This is a genomic window from Dactylosporangium sp. NPDC000244 (assembly GCF_040300725.1).
GTDB lineage: Bacteria > Actinomycetota > Actinomycetes > Mycobacteriales > Micromonosporaceae > Dactylosporangium.
Map to the genome: position 1 here is coordinate 405,540 of NZ_JBEPEH010000003.1, position 23,377 is coordinate 428,916.

6 protein-coding genes are annotated in these 23,377 nt (G+C 76.3%); all 6 read left to right on the forward strand.

Annotated elements, in window-relative coordinates; translation table 11 throughout:
• Positions 1 to 5: 5 nt before the first annotated feature.
• On the forward strand, positions 6 to 20,465 hold the full coding sequence (locus ABT369_RS06595; protein ID WP_350610684.1) for an SDR family NAD(P)-dependent oxidoreductase: 20,460 nt from the start codon (positions 6 to 8) through the stop codon (positions 20,463 to 20,465).
• A gap of 10 nt (positions 20,466 to 20,475) precedes the next feature.
• Positions 20,476 to 21,366 carry an LnmK family bifunctional acyltransferase/decarboxylase gene (locus ABT369_RS06600; RefSeq protein WP_350610685.1) on the forward strand — a complete coding sequence of 297 codons (891 nt, stop codon included), beginning with the start codon at positions 20,476 to 20,478 and terminating at the stop codon, positions 21,364 to 21,366.
• Positions 21,363 to 21,614: a phosphopantetheine-binding protein gene (locus ABT369_RS06605; RefSeq protein ID WP_350610686.1), complete on the forward strand. Its 252-nt coding sequence runs from the start codon at positions 21,363 to 21,365 to the stop codon at positions 21,612 to 21,614. The genes ABT369_RS06600 and ABT369_RS06605 overlap by 4 nt, the downstream gene beginning before the upstream one ends.
• The gene (locus ABT369_RS06610) at positions 21,611 to 22,858 is read left to right on the forward strand and encodes a hydroxymethylglutaryl-CoA synthase family protein (protein WP_350610687.1); all 1,248 of its coding nucleotides are present in this window, start codon (positions 21,611 to 21,613) and stop codon (positions 22,856 to 22,858) included. Before ABT369_RS06605 ends, ABT369_RS06610 begins: the two co-directional genes overlap by 4 nt.
• Before the next feature lie 12 nt (positions 22,859 to 22,870).
• Positions 22,871 to 23,110 carry a phosphopantetheine-binding protein gene (locus ABT369_RS06615; RefSeq protein ID WP_350610688.1) on the forward strand — a complete coding sequence of 80 codons (240 nt, stop codon included), beginning with the start codon at positions 22,871 to 22,873 and terminating at the stop codon, positions 23,108 to 23,110.
• Positions 23,107 to 23,377: beta-ketoacyl synthase N-terminal-like domain-containing protein (locus ABT369_RS06620; protein ID WP_350610689.1), on the forward strand; the 271-nt coding region annotated here is incomplete at its 3' end. The genes ABT369_RS06615 and ABT369_RS06620, both read left to right, overlap by 4 nt.

Below are 23,377 nucleotides of genomic sequence, written 5' to 3' on the forward strand. Positions count from 1 at the left end.
CCGACATGGACGACCCCCAGATCGAGTGTCGGCTCGAACTGTCCGACACCGACTTCATCATGAGCAACCACCGGGTGCACGGGGTCTCGGTGCTGCCCGGCGTGACGTTCCTGGACATCCTGATGCGGGTCCTGGCCGCGCAGGGCCTGGACACCGAGCGGGCCGAGCTGCGCCGCATCCTGTTCCCCGAGCCGGTCGTCACCGCCGAGGGCGCGCCCCGGGAGCTGCGCCTGTGCGTCGGCGCGTCCGGCCCCGGCGGCGGCCGCCCCGTCACCGCCCAGAGCCGCTGGGCCGGCCGCCCGGAGGCGCCCTGGCGGGAGAACATGCGCGCCGAACTCGTCTTCGCCGACGCCCCGGCGACCGCGCCGCTCGACCTCGCCGCGCTGCGGGCCGGGGTCCGGCGCAGCTACCCGATCGCCGAGCTGTACGCGCGGGCCCGGGCCGAGGACATCCGGCACGGCCCGGCGATGACCTGCCACGGCGACCTGCACATCGGCGACGGCTACCTGCTCGCCGAGCTCGGCCTCGACCCGGCCGCCCCGCCCGAGGACGCCTTCCACCTGCACCCGGCCAAGCTCGACGCGGCGACCATCGCGGCCTACGGCCAGACCGAGGCCGTCTCCCGGGACCCGTTCATCCCGATGTACCTCGACCGGTTCCGGGCCCCGCGTCCGCTGCGCGGCACCACGCTGCTCTACGCGCCCCGGGTCGAGACGCTCGCCGCGTCCGCTGACGTCATCGACAACGACTACGGCCTCTACGACGCCGCCGGGACGCTGCTGGCCGAGTTCGGCAAGCTCACCTGCAAGCGGATCCGCCACGCCGGGCTGATCTCCCGCCTGCTCGCCGACGTGCCCTCGGCCTCGGCCGCCCGGCTTCTTCATTCCGGCGCGGACGCGGTGCGAGCCTTCGCCGGCCACCTGCGGGCCCTCGTCGGTGAGCGGCTGGGCCGCGCCGCCGCGGACGTTCCGGTCGACGCCGGCTTCTACGAGCTCGGCCTGGACTCCGTCGCCATGCTCGACATCAGCCGGGAGCTGGAGCCGGTGGCCGCGACCGCGCTGTACCCGACGCTGCTGTTCGAGCACACCGACATCGCCGCCCTCGCCGAGCACCTCGGCACCGCCCACGCCTTCCACCCGCCCGCGGCCGCCGGCGACGCCCCGGCCCCGTCGGACCTTGCCACCACCCTGTTCCGGCCACAGTGGACCGCCATCGGGGCCGGGCCGGACCCGGGTGCCGGACGGCCGCTGGTGGTCATCGGGGCCGACGAGGCCACCGTCGCCGCGCTGCGCCGCGCGGGTCACGCCGTCGACGCCCACCCGGGTGACGAGCTCGACCTCACCGACCCGGCCCAGGCCGACCGCGTCGTCACCGCGGCCGGCGCCGGCGCCGCGTACGTGCGTGTCGCCCCGGCCCCGGAGGCGTCCGCCGCGGACCCGTCCCGGCCCGCGGTCGAGGTGTGGACGCTCGCCTCGGCGCTGCACCGCCGCCGCCTGGCCGCCCCCGGGCCGATCCTCTACGTGCACCCGTCGACCGACCCGGCCGGGGCCGCGATCGGCGCGCTGGGCCGAACCGTCGCGGCGGAGGCGCCCGCGCTGCGGGTCCGCTCGGTCGGCGTCGCCGCCTGGGGCCCGGACTCGCTCGCCGCCGCGATCGCGGGCGAGGCCGCCGACCCGGCCGGCGGCAGCGAGGTCCGTCACGTCGCCGGGCGGCGCGAGACGCGCGCGTACACCCCGCTGCCCGGGCCCGGCGGACCGGTGCCGTTGCGCGACGGCGGCGTCTACCTGCTCACCGGGGCCGACGGGGCGCTCGCCGGGCTCGTGGGGGAGCACCTAGCGCGGCGGTACCGTGCCCGCTGCATCCTGCTCGGCCGCCGCCCGCTCGGCGAGCCGCTCGCGGGTCGCATCGCCGCGTGGCGGGCCGCCGGAGCGGAGGTGCTGCACGTCGTGGCCGACCTCGCCGACGCCGGCGCGGTGCGGGCCGCCGTCGAGCGGGGCCGGGCCCACTTCGGGCGCATCGACGGCGTGCTGCACCTGGCCGGAACGCTGCGCGATGGGCTCTTCCCGGCCAAACGCCGCACCGACTTCGCCGACGTGACCGGCCCGAAGGCCGCCGGTGCCGGGCACCTCGACGCCGCCACCGCCGGCGACCACCTCGCGTTCTTCGCCGTGTTCTCGTCCCAGTCGGCCACGGTGCCCAACCCCGGCCAGTGCGACTACGCCTACGCCAACGCCTACCTGGAGCACTTCGCCGAGTGGCGGGCGGCCCGCCCGGACCGCCACGGCGTCAGCGTCGCCGTCGCGTGGCCGCTGTGGGCCGACGGCGGCATGCGCATCGCGGACGCGGCGATCGAGCGCGCCCGCCGGGAGCACGGCACGGCACCGCTGCCGACCGAGGCGGGCCTGGCCGCGCTGGAGTCCGCGCTCGCCGCCGGCGACGGCACCGTGCTCGTGCGCTACGGCGACCCGGACCGGGCCGCGGAGGGCCTGCCCCGCCCGGAACCAGTGCCGCCGGCCGCCCCGCACACCGAGCCCACGCCGCACGCCGGCGATGTGGCGATCGTGGGCCTGGCCGGGCAGTATCCCCAGGCGCCCGACCTGCGCGCGTTCTGGCGCAATCTCGCGGCCGGCCGCGACTGCGTCACCGAGGTCCCGGCCGGGCGCTGGGACCACGAGCGGTACTTCGACGCCGAGCGCGGCGCCCCGGGCCGCACCTACGGGCGCTGGGGCGGCTTCCTCGATGGCATCGACGAGTTCGACTTCGCGTTCTTCGGCATCTCCCGCAAGGACGCCGAGCGCATGGACCCCCAGGAGCGGCTGTTCCTCACCACCGCCTGGCAGGCGATCGAGGACGCCGGGTACGCGCCGCAGCGGCTGCGCGGGGCGCCCGTGGGCGTGTTCGCCGGTGTCACCTGGAGCCACTACCAGCTCTTCGACGAGGACGGCGTCGCGCCGGCGGCGATGCACGCGGCGGTGGCGAACCGGGTGTCGTACACCCTCGGCCTCACCGGCCCCAGCATGGCCGTGGACACCGCGTGCTCGTCGTCGCTGTCGGCGGTGCACCTGGCCGTGCAGGCGCTGCGGCTCGGGGAGTGCGACCTGGCCGTCGCCGGGGGCGTCAACCTCACCGTGCATCCGCAGAAGTACCTCCAGCTGGCCCAGGGGCAGTTCCTGTCCGACGACGGCCGCTGCCGCAGCTTCGGCGAGGGCGGCACCGGCTACGTCCCGGCCGAGGCCGTCGGCGCGGTCGTGCTCAAGCCGCTCGCCGCCGCGGTGCGCGACGGCGACCACGTGTACGGCATCATCCGCGCCACGGCGCTCAACCACGCCGGCCGTACGAGCGGCTTCACCGTCCCCAGCCCCGCCGCCCAGGCCGACCTCATCCGCGAGGCGTGGCGGCGCGGCGGAGTCGCCCCGGAGACCGTCGGCTACGTCGAGGCGCACGGCACCGGCACCTCGCTGGGCGACCCGATCGAGATCGAGGCGTTGCGCGCCGTCTTCGCCGAGTCGGCCCCGCCGGGCGGGTGCGCGGTCGGCTCGGTCAAGTCGTCGATCGGCCACGCCGAGAGCGCCGCCGGCATCGCGGCGCTGACGAAGGTGCTGCTGCAGTTGCGGTACCGCACCCTGGCCCCGTCGCTGCACGCCGAACGGATCAACCCCCACATCGACCTCGACGGCACGCCCCTGCACATCCAGCGCGAGGCGGCCCCGTGGCCCGCACCCGGCGACGGCGGCCCGCGGCGGGCGGGCGTGAGCGCGTTCGGTGCCGGCGGGGCCAACGCGCACCTCGTCGTGGAGGAAGCGGCAACGGTACCGCCGGCCGAACCCGCCCCCGGCGAGGCCCTCTTCGTGCTCTCGGCCCGCGACGAGCCGGCCCTGCGCCGCTACGCCGGACAGGTCGAGGCGGCCCTCGCCGACGACACCGGCGCGGATGCCTCGGCCGCCGCGGCCGCGGCCGCCCTCGCGGACGACACCGGCGTGGATGCGTCGGCCGTCACGGCCGCGGTCGCCGAACTGCTCGGCGTCGACGCGGCGACCGTCGACCCGGACGAGACGCTCACTGACCTGGGCCTGGACCGGGCGGCGTTGCTGAGCCTGCGCGAGCGCTTCGGCCCCATCAGCGGCCTCGCCACGCCCCGCTCGCTGGCCGCCGCGTCACCGGGCTCCGGCTTCAGCCTGGCCTCGGCGTCGCCGGGCTCCGGCCTCAACCTGGCTGCCGCGTCGCCGGGCTCCGGCCTCAACCTGGCCGCCGCGTCGCCGGGCTCCGGTCTCAGCCTGGCCGACGTCGCCTACACCGCGCAGGTCGGCCGGGCCGCGATGGCGCACCGCCTGGCCGTAGTCGTCGGCGACCTGCCCGCCCTGCGCGCCGCGTTGCGGGCGGTCGCCACCGGTGCCGAGCCGCCCGCCGGTGTCCTGCTCGGCGTCGCCGCCGGCGAGCACCCGGCCCTGGACCCGGCGGGCGCCGACCTGCACGAGGTGGCGGCGCGCTGGGTGAGCGGCGCCGACGTGGACTGGGCGCGGCTGCACCGCCCGGGCGCGCGCCGCCGGGTGCCGCTGCCCGGGTATCCGTTCGCCGGCGAGCGCTGCTGGGTCGGCCAATGGCGCCGCCGCGCGACCGCACCCGAGCCCCTGCCCGAGCCCCTGCCCGGGCCTTTGCCTGGGGCCCTGCCTGAGCCCTTGCCCAAGCCCATGTCCGAGCCCTTGCCCGAGGCCCTGTCCGAGCCCTTGCCCAAGCCCGTGTCCGAGCCCTTGCCCGAGGCCCTGTCCGAGCCTTTGCCTGAGGCCCTGCCCGAGGCCGCCGGCGACGTTCCGGTCGACGTGCGGCTGCTCGGCGACGGCGTCGCGGTGGTCACCATGCGCGGCGACCGCAACATGTTCACCGAGGGGCTCGTGCGCGGCCTCGAGGCGGCGTTCGCGAGCGTGGCCGCCGAGCCGTCCGTCAGGGCCGTCGTGCTCACCGCGTCCGGCCCGGCGTTCAGCATGGGCGGCACCCCCGATGCGCTGGAACGGCTGGCCCGCGGCGACGGGCGCTTCACCGACGTACCGTTTCTCTACCGCGGCCTGTTGCGCTGCGACCGTCCCGTGGTGGCCGCGATCACCGGCCACGCCTCGGGCGGCGGCCTCGCCTTCGGCCTGTACGCCGACGTCGTCATCATGGCCCGCGAGCCCGGCTACGCGGCGAATTTCCTGCACTACGGCTTCACGCCGGGCATGGGTGCCACGTTCATCCTCGAGCACCGCTTCGGCCGGGCGCTGGCGAGCGAGATGTTCTACACCGGCCGCGCGTTCGACGGCGCGGAGCTGGAGCGCCGCGGCGCTCAGGTCCGCTTCGAGAACCGCGCGGACGTCCTGCCGGCCGCGCTCGCCGTGGCCCGCTCGATCGCCCGGCAGCCGGAGGCGGCCGTCGCGGCCCTCAAGCGCGAGCTGGCCGACCGGGTGCTGACGACCGTCGACGCCACGGTGTCGCGCGAGGTCGCCCTGCACGAGCGCGTCCTGGGCTCCGACGCGGTCGGCCTGGTCCGCGAGCACATGGGCAAGGTGGACCGCTTCGCCGGCCGCGAGACGCCCGCCCCCGTCACGCCCGCCCCGGTCGTGCCGGGATCGGACCCGGTCGCGCTCGCCCCCGTCGCCCCTGCGGACCCGGTCCCGCTCGCCCCCGTCGTGCCGGGACCGGACCCGGTCGCGCTCGCCCCCGTCGCGCCGGGACCGACCCCCGTCACGCCCGCTCTCGCCGCGCCCCCGCCGATCGAGGTCGCGCCCCCGCCGATCGAGGTCCCGGCCGGGCCAGCGCTCGACCGCGACGAGGTGGTGGCGGCAATCGGCCGGACCTTGGGCGCCCAGCTGTACCTGGAGCCGGCCGAGATCGACCACCGGCTGACGTTCAGCGAGATGGGCATCGACTCGCTCGGCGCCGTCGAGCTGGTCCGCGACCTCAACCGGCGCTTCGGCCTGGACCTCGACTCCGTCACCGTGTACGACCACCCGACCGTCGACCGCCTCGCCGACCACGCCCTCGACAGCGCCGCCGAGACCCGCCGCCTGGAGGCCGGGGCCACCGCACCCGCTCTCAGCGCGCCGGTTCCCACCGCTCCCGCTCCCACCGCTCCCGCTCCCACCGCTCCCGCTCCCACCGCTCCCGCTCCCACCGCTCCCGCTCCCGTCGCACCCGTGACGATGCCCGCGGCGCCTGACTCGGTGCCAGCGAGTCCTGAACCCGTGGCCGCCGAGCCAGCCGCGCCCGTGGCCGCCGAGCCAGCCGCGCCCGTCGCCGCCGGTCCGCCACCGCTGCGGCTCGCGCCGGTCGCCGCCGCGCCCACCCAGCCCGCCGCACTCGCTGATCCCGCACCTGCACCGGCTCCGGTCACCGTGGCGCTGGCCAAGGTGCCGGACGGGGCCGCCGGTGACGACGCCGACGACATCGCCGTCATCGGGATGTCCGGGGCGTTCCCCGACGCGCCGGACGTGGACGCGTTCTGGAACAACCTCCGAGACGGGCGGTGCAGCATCCGGGAGGTGCCCCCCGAGCGCTGGGACCCGGCCGAGACCTACGACCCCGACCGGCACGCGCCCGGCCGCAGCTACAGCAAGTGGGCCGCCCCCCTGGCCGATGTGGACGCGTTCGACGCGGCGTTCTTCCGCATCTCGCCGATGGAGGCGGAGCTGATGGACCCGCAGCAGCGGCTGTTCCTGCAGCGGGCGTGGGCCGCGCTCGACGACGCCGGCTACGTCCAGCGCGGGTCGCGCCGGTGCGGCGTGTTCGTCGGCAGCGGCGGCGGCGACTACCTGCGGCTGCTGGAGGCGTCCGGCCTCGATGGCGCCGGGCAGGCGTTCCTGGGCAACTCGCCGTCGATTCTCGCGGCCCGCATCGCGTACCTGCTCAACCTCACCGGCCCCACGATGTCGATCGACACCGCCTGCTCGTCGTCGCTCGTCGCCGTGCACCTCGCCGCCGAGAGCCTGCGCTCCGGCGCCTGCGACCTGGCGATCGCGGGCGGTGTCGCGGTGATGGTCACCCCGCGGATGCACGTGTGGACGAGCAAGACCGGCATGCTGTCGCCGACCGGGCGGTGCGCGCCGTTCGACGCCTCGGCCGACGGGATCGTCCTCGGCGAGGCGGTCGGCGCCGTCGTGCTCAAGCCGCTGCGCCGGGCCCTCGCCGACGGCGACCACGTCTACGCCGTGGTGAAGGCCAGCGGCGTCAACGGCGACGGGCACACCAACGGCATCACCGCGCCCAGCGCCGAGTCCCAGGCCGCCCTGCTGCGCGAGGTCTACGCCCGCGGCGGCGTCAGCCCGGCCGACGTCGGATACGTCGAGGCCCACGGCACCGGCACCCCGCTGGGCGACCCGATCGAGTTCAAGGCCCTCGGCCGCGTCTTCGGCGAGCACGCGGACGGCCGCTCCGGCTGGTGCGCGGTCGGCTCGGTGAAGGGCAACGTCGGGCACACGACCATGGCCGCGGGCATCACCGGCTTCATCAAGGCCGTCCAGGCGCTGCGGCACCGCGTCATCCCGCCCTCGCCCGGGTTCGCGACGCCGAACCCGCGCATCGACCTGGCCGGCGGCCCCTTCACCGTGCCGGTCACGCCGACGCCGTTCCCGCCGGGCCGGGACGGGATCCGCCGGGCCGCGGTGAGCAGCTTCGGCTTCAGCGGTACCAACGCGCATGTCATCCTCACCGAGGCCCCGCCCATCCCGGCGCCTGCCGCCACCGCCGCGGCCCGCGCCGAGCTCGTGCCCGTCTCGGCCGCGACCGAGTCCGCCCTGCGCCGCCGCATCGCCCAGCTGCACGACGCCCTGCCCGGCGACACACCGCTGCGCGACCTGGCCCACACGCTCGGCACCGCCCGCGCCCACCTGCCGGCCCGGGCCGCCTTCGTCGTCACCGACGTGGCTGGGCTGCGCGAGCGCCTGGCCGCCTGGTCGCCCGCCGATCCGGCGGCCGTCGACGCCCCCGACTCGGACGCCGGCGGCGACGCGGGCCGGCGCGCCGAGCTGGCCCGGCTCGCCGCCGCGTACGTCGCGGGGACCGACCCGGACTGGGCCGCGCTGCACGACGGCGAGTCCGTGCGGCGCGTGCGCATCCCGGGCTACTCCTTCGAGCGGGAGCGATACTGGCCGGCCGCAGCGGCGGACACGTGGCGGGCGGACCCCCAGGACGAGCTCGTGACGCACCACCGCCTGGCCGGTCGCCCCGTGCTCGCCGGCGCGGTCTCGGCCTGCTGGGCGCTGTCGAGCCGGGGCGGACCGGCCCGGGCCACCGCGCTGCGCTGGCTGCGCCCGGTCGAGCTCGACGCACCACGCACCCTGCGTCTGCGCGCCGGCACCGACGGGGCGTTCACCGTCGAGGACGGCGACGACGAGGTGTACGTGCGCGGAGTCGCCGGCCACCTGCCCCCGGCCCCGCCCGAGCGGCTCGACGTCGAGGCCGTGGCCGCCCGCTGCCGGGCCCGGCGGGACACCGCCGAGCTCTACGCCGCGTTCACCGCGGCCGGCCTCGACTACGGGCCGTCCTATCGCATCGCCGGGCTCGCGGTCGGCGACGACGAGGCCCTCGCCACGTTCGCCCCGCGTGCCGGCGCCCCGGACGGTCCAGCCCCGGCGGCCGCCGGCGGCGTGCTCGACCCGCGCCGGCTGGACGGTGCCTGGCAGGCCATCGCGGCGCTGACCGATGCCGCGGCGGCCGGCCCGCTCCTGCCCTTCGCCGCCGACACCATCGAGGTGCCCGACCCGGCGGCGATCGCCGCCTACGCCCACGTCCGCCGCACCGGCACGCACCGCTACGACGTCGTCATCGCCGACGCCGAGGGCCGCGTGGCCCTGCGCTGCGCCGGCCTCGCGCTGCGTCCCGCCCGGACCCCGGCCACGCCCGGGAGCAATGCAGCGGCCGGAAGCAGCACGGCGGCCGGGAGCAAAGCGGCGGCCGCTGAAGAGCCGATGCTGCTCTGTCCACATTGGGCCGAGGTGCCCGTCGCGCCCGGCCCGCGCGCCGGCCGGGCGATCGTCATGGCCGCCCCCTCGGCCGGGGAGGCCGATGCCCTCGCCGAGAGCCTCGGCCCCGGCACCGTGCGCGCGACGCTCGGCGAGCCGCTGCCCGCCGAGGCGTCCACGGTGGACACCGCGTACCTGCTGTGCGGCTCCGGCTCGCCCGGCGGGGCCACGGTCGCGGCGGCCGTGCGCAGCGTGCGGGCACTGGCGACGACCGTGCCCGCCGGGCGGGCGCTCCGGCTGACCGTCGCCGCCGCCGGTGCCGTCGCGACCGGCCCCGGCGACCGGGTGCACCCGGACGTGGCTGGCGTGTTCGGCGTCGCGCGCTCCGCGGCGGCCGAGCACCGGGCCTGGACCGTCCGCTGCGTCGACGTCGGGCTCGACTCGGCGGACGGCCCAGGCCCGGACGCCGCCGTACGGCGCATCACCGCCGAGGCGGGCGGGGAGCCGGTGCTGGCCTGGCGGGACGGCCGCGCCCGGCAGTTGCGGTTCGCCCGGGCCGAACCACCCGAGCCGCCCGCGCCGGACCGGGAGCCGTTCCGCGACGGTGGCGTGTACCTCGTCGTCGGCGGCGCCGGGGGGCTCGGCGCCGCGCTCAGCCTGGAGCTGGCCCGCCGGCACCGGGCGCGGCTGGTGTGGACCGGCCGCCGGGAGCTCACCCCCGCGATCGCCGAGGCGCTGCGGGCCGTGGCCGAGGCGGGCGGGGAGGCCGAGTACGTGCGCGCCGACGTCACCGATCCGGCGGCGGTCCGCGCGGCGGTGGCGCTCGCCCGGCGCCGGTTCGGCCGGCTCGACGGCGTGCTGCACGCCGCCGGGGTGTGGCGGGACGCGGTGCTGACCCGGCTCGACGACGCCGCCGTGGCCGAGGTGCTGGCCCCGAAGCTCGCCGGCACGGCCACGCTGCTCGACGCGCTGCGCGACGAGCCGCTCGACCTGTGCGTGCTGTTCTCCTCCGCGGCGTCGTTCGTGGCAGCGGGCGGCCAGGCCAACTACGCCGCGGCCAGCGCCGCCCAGGACGCGTGCGCCGCGGCCGCGCCGTTCCCCGTCACCGTGGTCAACTGGGGGTACTGGGGCGGGGTCGGCGCCGTCGCGGGAGACGCCTACGCGGACCGGTTCGCCGGCCTCGGGGTGCGTTCGATCGAGCCGGACGCCGGGTACCGGGCGCTGCGCCGGATCCTCGCCGCCGGGCTGCCGCAGGTCCTCGTGCTCGACGCGGACCCGGACCGGCTGGGGGAGTACGGCATCGCGGTCGCCGACCCCGAGCCGGCGGCCGGGCCCGATGTCGCCGCGGTGCGCGAGTACCTGCGCGATGTCTTCGCCGAGGTGCTCAAGTGCCGGCCGGAGACGCTGCGGGACCGGGAGACGTTCGAGACGTTCGGCGTCGACTCGCTCGTCGCGGTCGATCTCGTCCACCGCCTCGCCACCGATCTGGGCGAGCTGCCGGCGACGCTGCTGTTCGAGCACATGACCATCGACCGGCTCGCGAACCACCTGCTCGCGGAGCGGCCGGGCGAGCTGTCCCGCGTGCTGCCCGGCCGCGACGATGCGACGACCGTGCCCGAGGCAGGCATAGTCCGTACAGAAGCCGACCGTACAGAATCCGCCAGAACGGAACCCGTCGAGGATCCCGGCGCCGTCGCGGTCGTCGGCGTCACCGGCCGCTATCCCGAGTCGCCGGACCTCGACGCCCTGTGGCGCAACCTGCGCGCGGGCGCGAACTGCATCCGCGAGGTGCCGGCGTCTCGATGGGACTGGCGCGAGCACTTCGACCCGCGCAAGGGCCGGCGCGGCCGAACGTACGGGCGCTGGGCCGGTTTCATCGAGGATGTCGACCACTTCGACGCCGCCCACTTCTCGGTGCTGCCCCGCGACGCGGCCGCCATGGACCCGCAGGAGCGACTGTTCCTGGAGACCTGCTGGAACCTGCTGGAGGAGGCCGGGTACCTCGGGCCGCGCCGCCACCAGCCGGCAACTGGCGTCTTCGTCGGCACCATGTACGGCTCGTACGGCAAGCTCGCCGCCGCGAGCGGATGGCCGCGCGGCGAGTTCGCCGGCGCCCACTCGGCGTACTGGTCGCTGGCGAACCGGGTGTCGTACACCTTCGACCTCACCGGACCGAGCTTCGCCGTGGACTCGGCGTGCTCGTCGTCGCTGACCGCGGTGCACCTGGCGTGCGAGAGCCTGCGGCGGGGCGAGTGCCGCATGGCGATCGCCGGCGGCGTGAACGTCATCATCCACCCCGCGCACCTCGTCGCCCTGTCCGCGATGAACATGCTCGCCAGCGGCGACGGCTGCCGCACCTTCGACGCGGCCGCGGACGGCTACGTGCCGGGCGAGGGCGTCGGCGCGGTGCTGCTCAAGCCGCTGGCCGCCGCCCGCGCCGACGGCGATCGGATCTGGGCCGTCATCCGGGCGAGCCTGGCCAACGCGGGCGGCAAGACCAGCGGGTACACCGTGCCGAACCCCAACGCCCAGGCCGACCTCGTCCGGGCGACGCTGCACCGGGCCGGCGTCGACCCCGCCACGATCGGCTACGTCGAGGCGCACGGCACCGGCACGGAGCTCGGCGACCCCATCGAGATCGCGAGCCTCACCCGGGCGTTCGGGGCGCGGCCGGAGGGGGCGGCCCCGTGCCCCGTCGGGTCGGTCAAGGCCAACGTCGGGCACCTGGAGGGCGCGGCCGGCATCGTCGGGCTCACGAAGGTGCTGCTGCAGCTGCGCCACCGCGAGCTGTTCCCCGCCGCCAACCTCGACACGGTCAATCCGAAGATCGACTTCGCCGGCTCGCCCTTCCACCCCCAGCGCGAGCTGGCGCCGTGGCCGCGGCCGGACGGCGGCGTGCCCCGCCGGGCCGGGGTGAGCTCGTTCGGCGCGGGCGGCGCGAACGTCCACGTCGTGCTGGAGGAGTGCGAGCCCGAGCCCGCACCTCCGGCCGCCGCCGGCCCGGCCCTGTTCCTGCTCTCGGCCCGCACGCCCGAGCGCCTGCGCGCGTACGCGGCCCGCGTCGCGGCATTCCTGCGCACCCCCGACGGTGCCGAAGCCGACCCGGCCGCGCTCGCCTACACCAGCCAGGTCGGCCGCCGCGAGTCCGACGAGCGGCTCGCCGCCCGCGCCGACGACCTGCCCGCGCTCGCCCGGCGGCTGGCCGCGTTCGGCGCCGGCGAGGACGCCGGGCCTGGCTTGTGGCACGCGACGGCGTCGGCCCGGCCGCCCGCGCCGCCCGTGGACGGCGGCCCGGATCAGCTCGACGGGCTGGCCCGCGCCTGGACCGGCGGCGCCGAGGTCGACTGGCCCGCCCGCTGGAGCGGCCGCCCCCGGATCGTGGCGTTCCCCACCACGCCGTTCGCCCGTCGCCGCTTCTGGCTGCCCGACGAGCCCACGGAACCGGCCGGGGCCGACCTCACCGGCGACGCGCCCCACCTTCGTGAGCACCGGGTGCGCGGCGAGCGCTGGCTGCCCGGCGCGGCGCTGCTCGACGCGGTGCGCACTGCGGCGGCCGGGTCCGGCCTCGACGCGGACGTGGTCCGGGACCTGCGCTGGCTCGCCCCGGTGCGGCTCGACGACGGCACCGAGCGGCTGCCGATGCGTTTTCGCGGCGACGGTACCGCAACCGCCTTCACCGCCGGCCCGCCCGACGCCCCGGTCGCGACCGGCACGCTGGAGCCCGGCCCCGGCCGGCCGGAGCCGTTCGACCTCGAGGCCGTGCGGGCCCGCTGCGGCCGTGAGCACGACGTGTCCGCCTTCTACGAGGGTCTGGCCGCGGGCGGCCTCGAGTACGGCCCGGGGATGCGCGCGGTGCGCGACCTGTGGACCGGCGAGGGCGAGGCGCTGGCCCGGCTGCACGGCGGCCCGGTGCCCTGTGTGGACGGTGCGCTGCAGGCGCTCGCCGCGCTCGGCACCGCCGGGGATGCCCGGGTCCCGGTCGGGTTCGACCGCGCCGACTACGGCGCTCCGTTCACCGGCGCCGGCTGGGCCTGGGTCCGCCGCAGCGGCCTGCACCGCTTCGATCTCGACCTGGCCGACGAGACCGGCCGCGCGGCGCTCGCCATCCGCGGCCTGCGCGTCGCCGCCGTGCCGGCCGGCGCGGCGCATGATGCCGATTCCGCCCCGTGGTCACTTTTGCGGCCGGCCTGGGTCGCCGAGCCGTTGCCACCGCGGAGCGCGCAACCGCCGTCGCTGACGATCCTGATCGCCCCCGACGCGGCCGTCGCGGCGCCGGCCCGGGCCCGGCTCGAGCGCGACGGCGGCCGCTGCGTGACCGTCGTGCCGGGTGACGGGTTCGCCCGCGACACCGACGGGTTCACGGTCCGGGCCGGGGCCCGCGACGACCTGTACGCGGTGGCCGAGACGCTGGCCGCCGAGGGCGCCCGGCCCGGCGCGGTGCTGCGCCTGCCGGCCGACGAGCCGGCCTGGACCGGCGGTCCCGGCCTGGACGAGCGCATCGCCACGGGGCTGCTGACGGTGCTGTGGATGAGCACCGCCCTGCTGGCCGAGCGCGGCCCCGACGAGCTGCGCATCGTGTACGGGTACGCCTCGGCCAGCCCGGCCGGGCAGCCGCACGACGCCGCCTTCACCGGCGCGCTGCGCACCCTCGCGCTGGAGCATCAGCGGGTCCGGGGCGTGGTCGTCGCCTTCGAGGGGGCCGACGCGACCGCCGGGCCGCGGCGGCACGCCGAGGCGCTCGTCGACGAGCTGCTCGCGTGCGGGCCGCAGGCCGACCGGGTCCGCTACACCGGCGGACGCCGCGAGGTGCGCCGGCTGGAGCGAGCCGAGGTGGGTGAGCCCGTCGGCGTGCGGCCGGGTGGCGCGTACCTCGTCACCGGCGGCGCCGGCGGCCTCGGGCTGCGGTTCGCCCGGCACCTCGCCGAGCGGGGCGCCGGATCGGTCGTCCTCATCGGACGGTCCGAACTGGACGGTGACCGCCGTGCGGTGCTGGACGGGATGCCGGCCGGGGTGGAGTACCACGCTGTGGACGTCACCGACGGCAACGCCCTCGAGCGGCTGGTCGCCGCCGTCACCGAGCGCCACGGTCCGCTGCGCGGGGTCCTGCACGCGGCCGGCGTGACCCGCGACGCCCGGTCCGTGGCCAAGACCGAGGAGCAGGTGGCCGCGGTGCTCGCGGCGAAGGTGGCCGGAACCGTCGCCGTCGACCGGGCCACCGCCGGGCAGCCGCTGGACTTCGTCGCGCTGTTCTCGTCCGTGGTCGCCGAGACGGGCAACCCGGGCCAGGTCGACTACGCCTACGCCAACGCGTTCCTGGCGGCGTTCGCCGGGCTGCGCGAGCAGTGGCGGGCCGCCGGCACCCGGGCCGGCCGCACGGTCGCGATCGGCTGGCCGCTGTGGCGCGACAGCGGCATGCGGGTCGACGAGGCGACGCTCGCGGTGCTGCGCCGGCGCTTCGGCATGGTGCCGCTCGATCCCGAGGACGGCCTGCGCGCCTTCGCCGCCACCCTGGCGTTGGACTCGCCCGAGGTGGTAGTGGATTCTTCAACGTCCCCCGCGGAGCCGCCGGCCGCCGGGGAGACGGTCGGCGGCGACGCGGAGGACCGCGGCGACGCGGTAAAGGCCGAGCTGCGCGAGATGGCCGCGGCGTTCCTGCTCGTCGACGCGGCGGAGGTCGAGCTGGGGGCGGAGCTGATGGACCTCGGCTTCGACTCGATCTCCATGACCGAGCTCGTCAACCAGGTCAACGAGCGCTACGGCCTGGACCTGCTGCCGACCGTGCTGTTCGAGTGCCCCGACCTGGACGCGTTCGCCGGCTACCTCGTGCGCACCCATCCCGCGGCTGTCGCGGCCCGCCATCCGGCTCCCACCCCTACACCCACGCCCACCCCTACACCCACGACCGTGCCGACACCCACGCCCACACCGACACCCACGCCGACCGCCGCGGCCGAGCCGCGACGCCGGCGGATCGCCGTGATCGGGATGGCCGGCGTGCTGCCCGGGTCCGCGGACCTCGACGAGTTCTGGCGGCACCTGCGCGCCGGCGACGACCTCGTCGGCGAGGTGCCCGCCGACCGGGCCGATCTGCGGGCCGACCCCGGTACCCGGCACCTGCGCGGCGGGTTCCTGTCCCATGTGGACCGCTTCGCCGCCGGGTTCTTCGGCGTGGCCCCGCGCGAGGCCGCGCTGATGGACCCGCAGCAGCGGCTGTTCCTGCAGACAGCCTGGCGGGCGGTGCAGGACGCCGGCTATCGGCCGTCGGCCCTCGCCGGCACCGCCACCGGTCTGTTCGCGGGCGTGTCCACATCGGACTACCAGGACCTGCTCAAGGGCCACGGGGTGCCGATCGAGGCGCACACCGCCACCGGCATCGCGCACTCGATCCTGGCCAACCGGGTGTCGTACCTGCTGGATCTGCGCGGCCCGAGCGAGGTCGTCGACACCGCCTGCTCCAGCTCGCTCGTGGCCGTGCACCGGGCCGTCGCCGCGCTGCGGGCCGGCGACTGTGACCTCGCCCTCGCCGGCGGCGTCAATGTCCTGCTCAGCCCGGGCCTGTTCAACGCCTTCACCCAGTCCGGCATGCTCAGCCCGGACGGCCGCTGCAAGACCTTCGACGCCGACGCCGACGGGTACGTGCGCGGCGAGGGCTGCGGCGTCGTCGTCCTCAAGGACCTGGAGCGGGCCGAGCGCGACGGCGACCACATCTACGCCGAGGTCCTCGGCAGCGCGGTCAACCACGGCGGGCGCGCGCCGTCGCTCACCGCCCCGAACCCGGCCGCGCAGGCCCGCGTCATCGCCGCCGCCTGGCGCGACGCCGCGGTCGACCCGGAGACGATCGGCTACCTCGAGGCGCACGGGACCGGCACCAAGCTCGGCGACCCCGTCGAGATCGAGGGCGTCAAGCAGGCGCTGGCGGACCTTGGGCGCACCCGCCCGGGCGGGGAGACCCTCGCGATCGGCGCGGTGAAGACGAACGTGGGCCACCTGGAGGCCGCGGCCGGCATCGCGGGGATCCTGAAGGTGCTGCTGGCCATGCGGCACGGCGAGCTGCCCCCGAGCCTCCACCTGCGCCAGGTGAACCCGCACGTCCGCCTCGACGGGACGCCGCTGCGCCTGCAGACGCGGCTGTCGGCGTGGCCGGGGACGCCGCGGCGCGCCGGGGTCAGCTCGTTCGGCTTCGGCGGGACCAACGCCCACGTCGTGCTGGAGGCCCACGGGACCCGTGCCGCCGGGCCGGCACCCGCCGGGCCCCACGCGTTCGTGCTGTCCGCGCCGACGCCCGAGGCGCTGGCCGCCTACGCCGCCGCGCTCTCCCGGCACCTGCGCGCCGAGACGCCGGACCTGGCCCGCGTTGCCTGGACGCTGCAGACCGGCCGCGAGGACCTCGCCGAGCGGCTCGCCGTCGTCACCGCGAGCCGCGACGAGCTCGTCGCCGCGCTGGAGGCCGCCGGGCGGGGCGAGACGCCCGCGGGACTGCTGCGCGGGACGGTGCTGCGGTCCACGACCGCCCCCGGCGACCCCGGACCGGCGGCCGGGCCCCTCGCCCGTGCCGAGGCGTGGGTCGCGGGGGCGCCGGTCGGCTGGGCGGGTGCGTGGCCGAGCCCGCCGGGACGGGTACCGCTGCCCGGCTTCCCGTTCGCCGAGACCCGCCACTGGTTCACGATTCCCACCGCGGAGGTCACGTTGTCCCAGCCCGCAACGCCGCCCGGTACAGGCCGGCCGAAGCTGCGCCTGACCCCGTTGCCCGCGTCCACGCCCACACCCGAGCCCGCTGCGGCACCCGTGCCCGAGCCCGTTCCGGCACCACCACCAGCACCAGCAGCAGCACCAGCGCAGCCGGGCCGGGGGCGTGATGCCGGAGCCGTCGAGGAGCTCGTCGTCGCGCGGCTCGGGCAGATCCTGGGCATGCCGAAGGCGGCGATTCCGCTGGACCAGCCGTTCGGCGACCTCGGACTCGACTCCATCTACCGCATGGAGCTCGTGCGGCTGCTCAACGCGACCTTTGAACTGGACCTGAAGGCGACGGAGTTGTACGAGTACGACACCGTCGACCGCCTGAGCGCGTTCGTCGCCGCCACGGCCGAGCCGGTGGTGCGGGAGACGCCCGACGTGGAGACGGCCCTCGCCGCGGTGATCGACGCGGCGCTCGAGCGGCCCTGGGACCGGGAGGTGTCGTTCGCCGACAACGGGTTCACGTCGTTCGACATGCTCCGGGTGGTCGGGGCCCTGGAGCGGGGCCTCGGCGCCATGCGCAAGACCGTGCTGTTCGACCATCCCACGCTCGGCGGCCTCGCCGCGCACCTCACGCAGCAGCACGGCGCCGCGCTGGCCGCCCGGCTCGCGCAGGCCGCGCCGCCCCGCCCCGAGGCCGCCGGGACCGCGGCCGCCGGGACCACCGCCCGCGGCACGGCAGAGGCGGGCCCGTGGATGGTCGCCAAGCAGGAGCTCGACGCCGGTACCGCGACGCTCGTGGCCGAGCTCGAGCAACGCCACGGCAAGGAGGGCGGCCTGCCCGGGCGCGACATCGCCCCGCTGCTGTTCATCGGCTCGCGCCGCACCGCGTACTTCAACGCCTCCCAGCGCGACGGCGTCCTGCTCGCCTGGAGCTACGTCGGCTCCGCGGCCGACCTGGAGGAGCTCACCGCCGAGTGGGTCGCCCACGCCGAGCGGCACGGCCTGCGCCCCAACCAGCTGTCGATGGTGCGCCTGAGCGACGTGGCGGGGCGGCCGTTCACCGCCACGCCCTTCGGCGTCGTGCAGCGGCTGGACAAGCTGCCCGAGTTCACGCTGGAGGGCGGCCCGATGACCCGGGTGCGCTCGCTCGTCAGCCGGTTCCAGCGGGCGGGGAAGGCGCGCGTGGAGGAGTACCGCGTCGGCTCCGATCCCGCGACCGACCAGGCGATCGTGGGCATCATCGACGGGTGGACCGCGACGAAGGAGATGATCAATCCGTACGTCGGGACCGTCCGCGACGAGATCGGCCGGGGCGTGCTCGCCGAGCGGCACCGGATGTTCCTCACCCACGTCGACGACGAGCTCATCGCGGCCGTCATCGTCACGCGCATCCCGTCGGAGCCCGGCTACCTGCTCGACCTGGAGTTCTACCCGCACGCGATGCCGCGCGGCGGGCTGGAGTACACCATCGTCGCCATCATCGAGCGGATCACCGCCGAGGGCAGCACGATGTTCAGCTTCGGCGGCACGTTCGGGGTCCAGGTGACCGGCTCACCCAACGCCGACCCGGCCGTGGAGCGGGCCCTGGCCGAGCTGCGGGAGTCCGGCGTGTTCTCCGGCGAGGGCAACTTCCGGTTCAAGAACAAGTTCCGGCCGGTGAACCTGCCGATCTACCTGTGCCGCCCCGCCGACGCCGACCCGGCCGACGTGACCGCCGTCCTGCTCATGATCACCAACCCGACGGTGAAGTCAGCAGCACCGGCGAAGGTGGAGGCGCCCCCGCCCCGAAAGCCGGAGGCGACGCCGTATCAGGGGCAGCTGGACCGGTACGGCCACAATCCCGTGCGGATCCCGGCCGCCGAGGTCGGCGTGGACCTGCTCACCGACTCCTGGGCCGAGCTCGACGCGGACTTCGTCCGGGCCGGCACCGCGGCCGTGCGCGAGCGCGCCGCCGGCCACTCCGGCGCCCTCGACCTCGGCCCGCGCCCCGGCCTGCCGTTCTCGTGCGTCGTCCCGGCCGCCTCGGGCCGCTCGGCCGAGGCCCTGCTCTGCCGCGCCTGGGCGGGCCCGGGGCGGTACGTCGTGCAGAACCCGCTCTTCCCGACGTGGACCCTCAGCCGGCTCGACCGCGGCCTCACGGCCCTGCCCGTGCGCCGCACCGGCGCCGACCTCGACCCCGGGCACCTCGCCGAACTGCTGGCCGCGCACCCGGGTGACATCGCGTTCGTCGCGGTCGAGGTGAGCACCAACGCGCTCGGCGGGCAGCCGCTGAGCCTGGACAACCTGCGCCGCGTCCGCGCGATCACCCGCGAGCACGGGGTGTCGCTGGTGCTGGACGCCACCCGGCTGGTCGACAACGCCGTCGCCGTCGCCGAGCGCGACGGCCGGGACGCCTGGGCGGTGGCGGGGGAGATGCTGGCTTTGGCCGACGCGGTGACGATGGGGCTGTCGAAGGACTTCGGCGTCGACCGCGGCGGGCTCGTCGCCACGTCCGACCCGGCCCTTGCCGAGCGGCTGCGCGAGCACGTGGCGCTGCGCGGCTGCGAGGTGAACCTGGCCGACCGGCGGCTCATCGACGCCGCCCTGGCCGATCCGCAGCGGGTCGTCGCCGGGGTCCGGGCGCGGATGGCCGCCGTCGCCGCGCTCGCGCAGGCACTGCGGTCGGCCGAGGTGCCGATCGTGGAGCCGGTCGGCGGGCACTGCGTGCTGCTGGACACGGCCCGGATGCCGCGCCTGGCCGGCCTCGCCCATCCGGTGCAGGCGCTGCTGGCCTGGCTCTACGCGGGCACCGGCGTCCGCGGCGCCGCGCACCTCGCCGACGACACCGTCGACGGGTCCGGCGCCTGGGTGCGCCTGGCGGTCCCGGTCGGGCTTCCGGCCGAGGTGGCCGCCGAGGCGGGCCGGGCCGTCGCCGAGCGGTACCGCGACCCGGCGCCCGTGCCCGACCTGCTGATCGTGGACGGGACCGGGCCGGCACCCCAGGCCGTGTACCACCCGGCCGGCCGCATCCCCGAGGACGTGCGCGCGGCGATGGACGAGGGGCACCGGCCCGCCGACGACAACTGGGCTGTCCTGCGCGAGCACCAGCCACGGGTGCGCCGCGACCTGGTGCGCCTCGACGACGGCGAGGTCGAGGTGTTCACCGCCGGTGACGGCCCGGTCCTGCTGCTCATGCCGCCGTTCAACATCGGCGCCGGGTTCTACGCGCCGCAGTTCGCCGCGCTCGCCGACCGGATGCGGGTGGTCGCCGTGCACCACGCGGGCGTCGGCGCGACCACCGCCGCCGAGAGCCTGTCCATCGACGGCATCGTCGGGCTGATGGCCCGCACGCTCGGCGCGCTGGGGCTGCACGAGCCGGTACACCTGGCCGGCTCCTCCTTCGGCGGCCTGCCCGCCGCCGCGTTCGCGCTGCGCCACCCGGACCGCGTCGCGTCGCTCACGCTGATCGCCAGCTCCTACCGGGTCGGCAACCGGGCCGGGGAGATGAACCGGCTCTCGCTCGTGGCCCGCGAGGACTTCGAGCGGCTCACCGCCGCCGGCGTGACGCGGGCGGACGAGGCGGAGGCCTGGGAGCGGCTGCTGCTGCGCTGCGAGAGCATGGACGCGCAGATCGGGCTGCGGTACCTCGACGAGTTCGCCGCCAACCCCGACCTGCTGGGCCGCCTGCCGGGCCTCGCCGTCCCGACGCTGCTCGTGCACGGCCGGCTCGACTCGGTCGTGCCGCTCAAGACCGCGCACCTGCTGCACGGCACCATCCCCGACACCCGCTACGAGGAACTGCCCGACGCCGGGCACTTCCCGAGCCTGACCCACGCCGCCCGGGTCAACGCGCTGCTGGCCGAATTCACCGCACGCTGAGAGGAGTCGCATGCTGCTCCGGGACATTACGGTCACCCCGGCGATGTGCGGGTACAACTCGCTGTTCGTCGGCCAGGTCGGCGACTGGACCTGGCAGACGGTCAGCGAGCTGTGCGGCACCGACGCGTTCACCGCCCGCGACGAGTCGGGCGCGCCGACGTACCTTGCGTTCTACTACTACCACCTGCGGGGCAGCCGCGAGATGCACCTGCGCCGCTTCACGTTCGGCGACCGGCTGCGGGTGCTGTCCGCCTGCTACGGCTACGGCAGCGAGTCGGTGCTGACCCTGCACCGCATCGCCCTGGCCGGCGACCCGGCGGCCGCGGCCGAGAAGCTCGACCCCGTCGAGTTCTACGAGCGTCCGCGCTCCGGCTGCCTCTACGTCGAGACGTTCAACCGCTGGGTGACCCGCAGCGCGGAGCGCAGCAACCGCGACCTGGTGCGCTCGGCCCCGGTGGACTTCCGCCACGAGCACCTGCCGATCCTGCCGGAGCAGTACTCCCCGCGCGCCGTCTACCACCGTGCCCGCACCACCCGCACGTTCGACGAGGGCCCGGCCGAGGTCGTCGTCGACGGGCACACCACCACGTACCGCCTCGACCCGACCCGGGACCTCAACGGCGTCGGCCTCGTGTACTTCGCCGCGTACTTCTCCATTGTGGACACCGCAGTGTGGCGGCTGTGGCAGCTGCTCGGCCGCGACGAGGAGGAGTACCTGCGCCTGCGCCTGACCGACGAGCGCGTGTGCTACCTCGGCAACGCCGACGCCGGCACTGTGCTCACGCTCACCGCGCGGCTGCGCCGGCACGCCGACGGCGCCGAGGTCGTCGACGTCGTCATCGAGGAGCAGGACACCGCGCGGCTCATCGCCGTCGCCACGCTGCAGGTCGGTGCCGCATGAGCCCGGCGACCCGCGAGCGCGTCACGGCGGCCGTGCACAGCGCCATCACCACGATCCTGCCCGGCCTCGACCCGGGCGCCATCGACCACGGCAAGCACCTCAAGGACCTCGGCGCCGACTCGGTCGAGCGGGTGGAGATCATCCTCATGATCACCGACCGGCTCGGCGTGCGCCGGCCCCTGTCCGACTTCAGCGGCATCCCGAACGTCGCCGCCCTCATCGACGACCTCTGCCGGACGGAATCATGACCGACGCAACCATGAACATCGGTATCGAAGCGCTGAACGTGTACTGCGGCGTGGCCCAGATCCCCGTGCCGGTCCTGTTCGAGGGCCGCGGCCTGGACCCGGCGCGGCTGGAGAACCTCGCGATGACCAACCGCTCCATCGGCCTGCCCTGCGAGGACCCCGTCACCAACGCCGTCAACGCGGCCCGGCCGATCGTGGAGGCGCTGAGCCCGGAGGAACGCGGCTCGATCGAGCTGCTCGTCACCTCCACCGAGTCCGGCGTCGACCTGAGCAAGTCCGTCGCCTCCTACGTGCACGAGCACCTCGGCCTCGGCTCCCGCTGCCGGCTGCTGGAGGTCAAGCAGGCCTGCTACGGCGCCACCGGCGTGCTGCAGCTCGCCGCCGGTTACCTGGCCGCCGCCGTGTCACCCGGCGCCCGGGCCCTCGTCGTGGCCACCGACGTCGCCCTCGTCGATGCCCGCAGCGAGTACGCCGAGCCCGCGACCGGCCACGGCGCCGCCGCCGTGCTGCTCGGCGACCGGCCGCGGGTGCTGACGCTCGACCTCGGCGCCTTCGGGCTGCACAGCTACGAGACGATGGACTCGGCCCGGCCCACACCGCAGTTCGACATCGCCGACACGGACCGGTCCCTGTTCGCCTACCTCGACTGCCTGTCGCGCAGCTTCGCGGCCTACGCCGAGCGGGTGCAGGACGCCGACTTCGTCGCCACCTTCGACCGGCTGGCGCTGCACACGCCCTTCGCCGGGCTCGTCCGCGCCGCGCACCGCAAGATGCTGCGCGAGCAGGCCGGGGCCGATCCGGCGGCGATCGAGGCCGACTTCCAGCGGCGGGTGGAACCGTCGCTGGCCTACCCGCGCACCGTCGGCAACCTGTGCTCCGGCTCGGTGTACCTGGCGCTCGCCTCGCTCATCGAGCACACGCCGCTGGACACCCCGGCCCGCGTCGGGCTGTACTCCTACGGCTCCGGCTGCTCGTCGGAGTTCTTCAGCGGGACCGTCGACGCCGGCTCACGCGCGGCGCTCGCCCCGATGCGCATCGGCGCCCGGCTCGCGGCCCGGTGCGAGCTCAGCTTCGAGGAGTACGCCCAGCTGCTCAAGGAGAATCTGCGGGTCCTCGTCCCCGAGCCGCACCGCGACGTGGACGTGGCCCGCTACGACGAGTACCTCGACCGGGTTCCCGGCCGCCCCCGGCTGCTGGTGCTCACCGGTATCGACAACTTCCACCGCCGGTACGCCTGGCACTAAGGAGGCGACATCATGGACGACGACCAGATCTTCCAACTGGTCCGCAAGAATCTCTGCCTCGTGCTGCCCGAGGTCGACCCCGGCTCGGTCCGCCCCGACGTGGCCATGGCCGACCTGGGCTGCAACAGCCTCGACCGCACCGAGGTGGTCGCGATGACGATGGAGGACCTCGACGTCGACGTGCCGGCCATGGCGTTCCGCGACGTCGGCGACATCGCGGGGCTCGTCGCGGTCCTGCGCCAGTACGCGTGAGCGCGGAACCGGTCGCCGTCACGGGCATGGGCGTGCGCTGCGCGATCGGCGACGGCGTCGAGGCCTTCACCGCCGCCCTGCGCCGGGGCACGAGCGGCGTGGTCGGCGTCGACGACCCGGCGACGGCGGGCCCCGCCTGCGCCGCCCCGATGCCCGACGTCGACCTCGCCGCGGCCCTCGACGGCGCACCCGGTGCGGTGACCCGCCGGGCGGCCCGCGCCGCCGCCCGGGCGCCGCTGCCGATCCGCGCCGCCGTCGCCGTCGCCG

Excerpts from the sequence above, each read along its gene's own strand:
- ABT369_RS06605 (WP_350610686.1), top strand. The coding sequence starts at position 21,363 with ATGAGCCCGGCGACCCGCGAGCGCGTCACGGCGGCCGTGCACAGCGCC.
- ABT369_RS06595 (WP_350610684.1), top strand. The coding sequence starts at position 6 with ATGGACGACCCCCAGATCGAGTGTCGGCTCGAACTGTCCGACACCGAC.
- ABT369_RS06615 (WP_350610688.1), top strand. The coding sequence starts at position 22,871 with ATGGACGACGACCAGATCTTCCAACTGGTCCGCAAGAATCTCTGCCTC.
- ABT369_RS06610 (WP_350610687.1), top strand. The coding sequence starts at position 21,611 with ATGACCGACGCAACCATGAACATCGGTATCGAAGCGCTGAACGTGTAC.
- ABT369_RS06600 (WP_350610685.1), top strand. The coding sequence starts at position 20,476 with ATGCTGCTCCGGGACATTACGGTCACCCCGGCGATGTGCGGGTACAAC.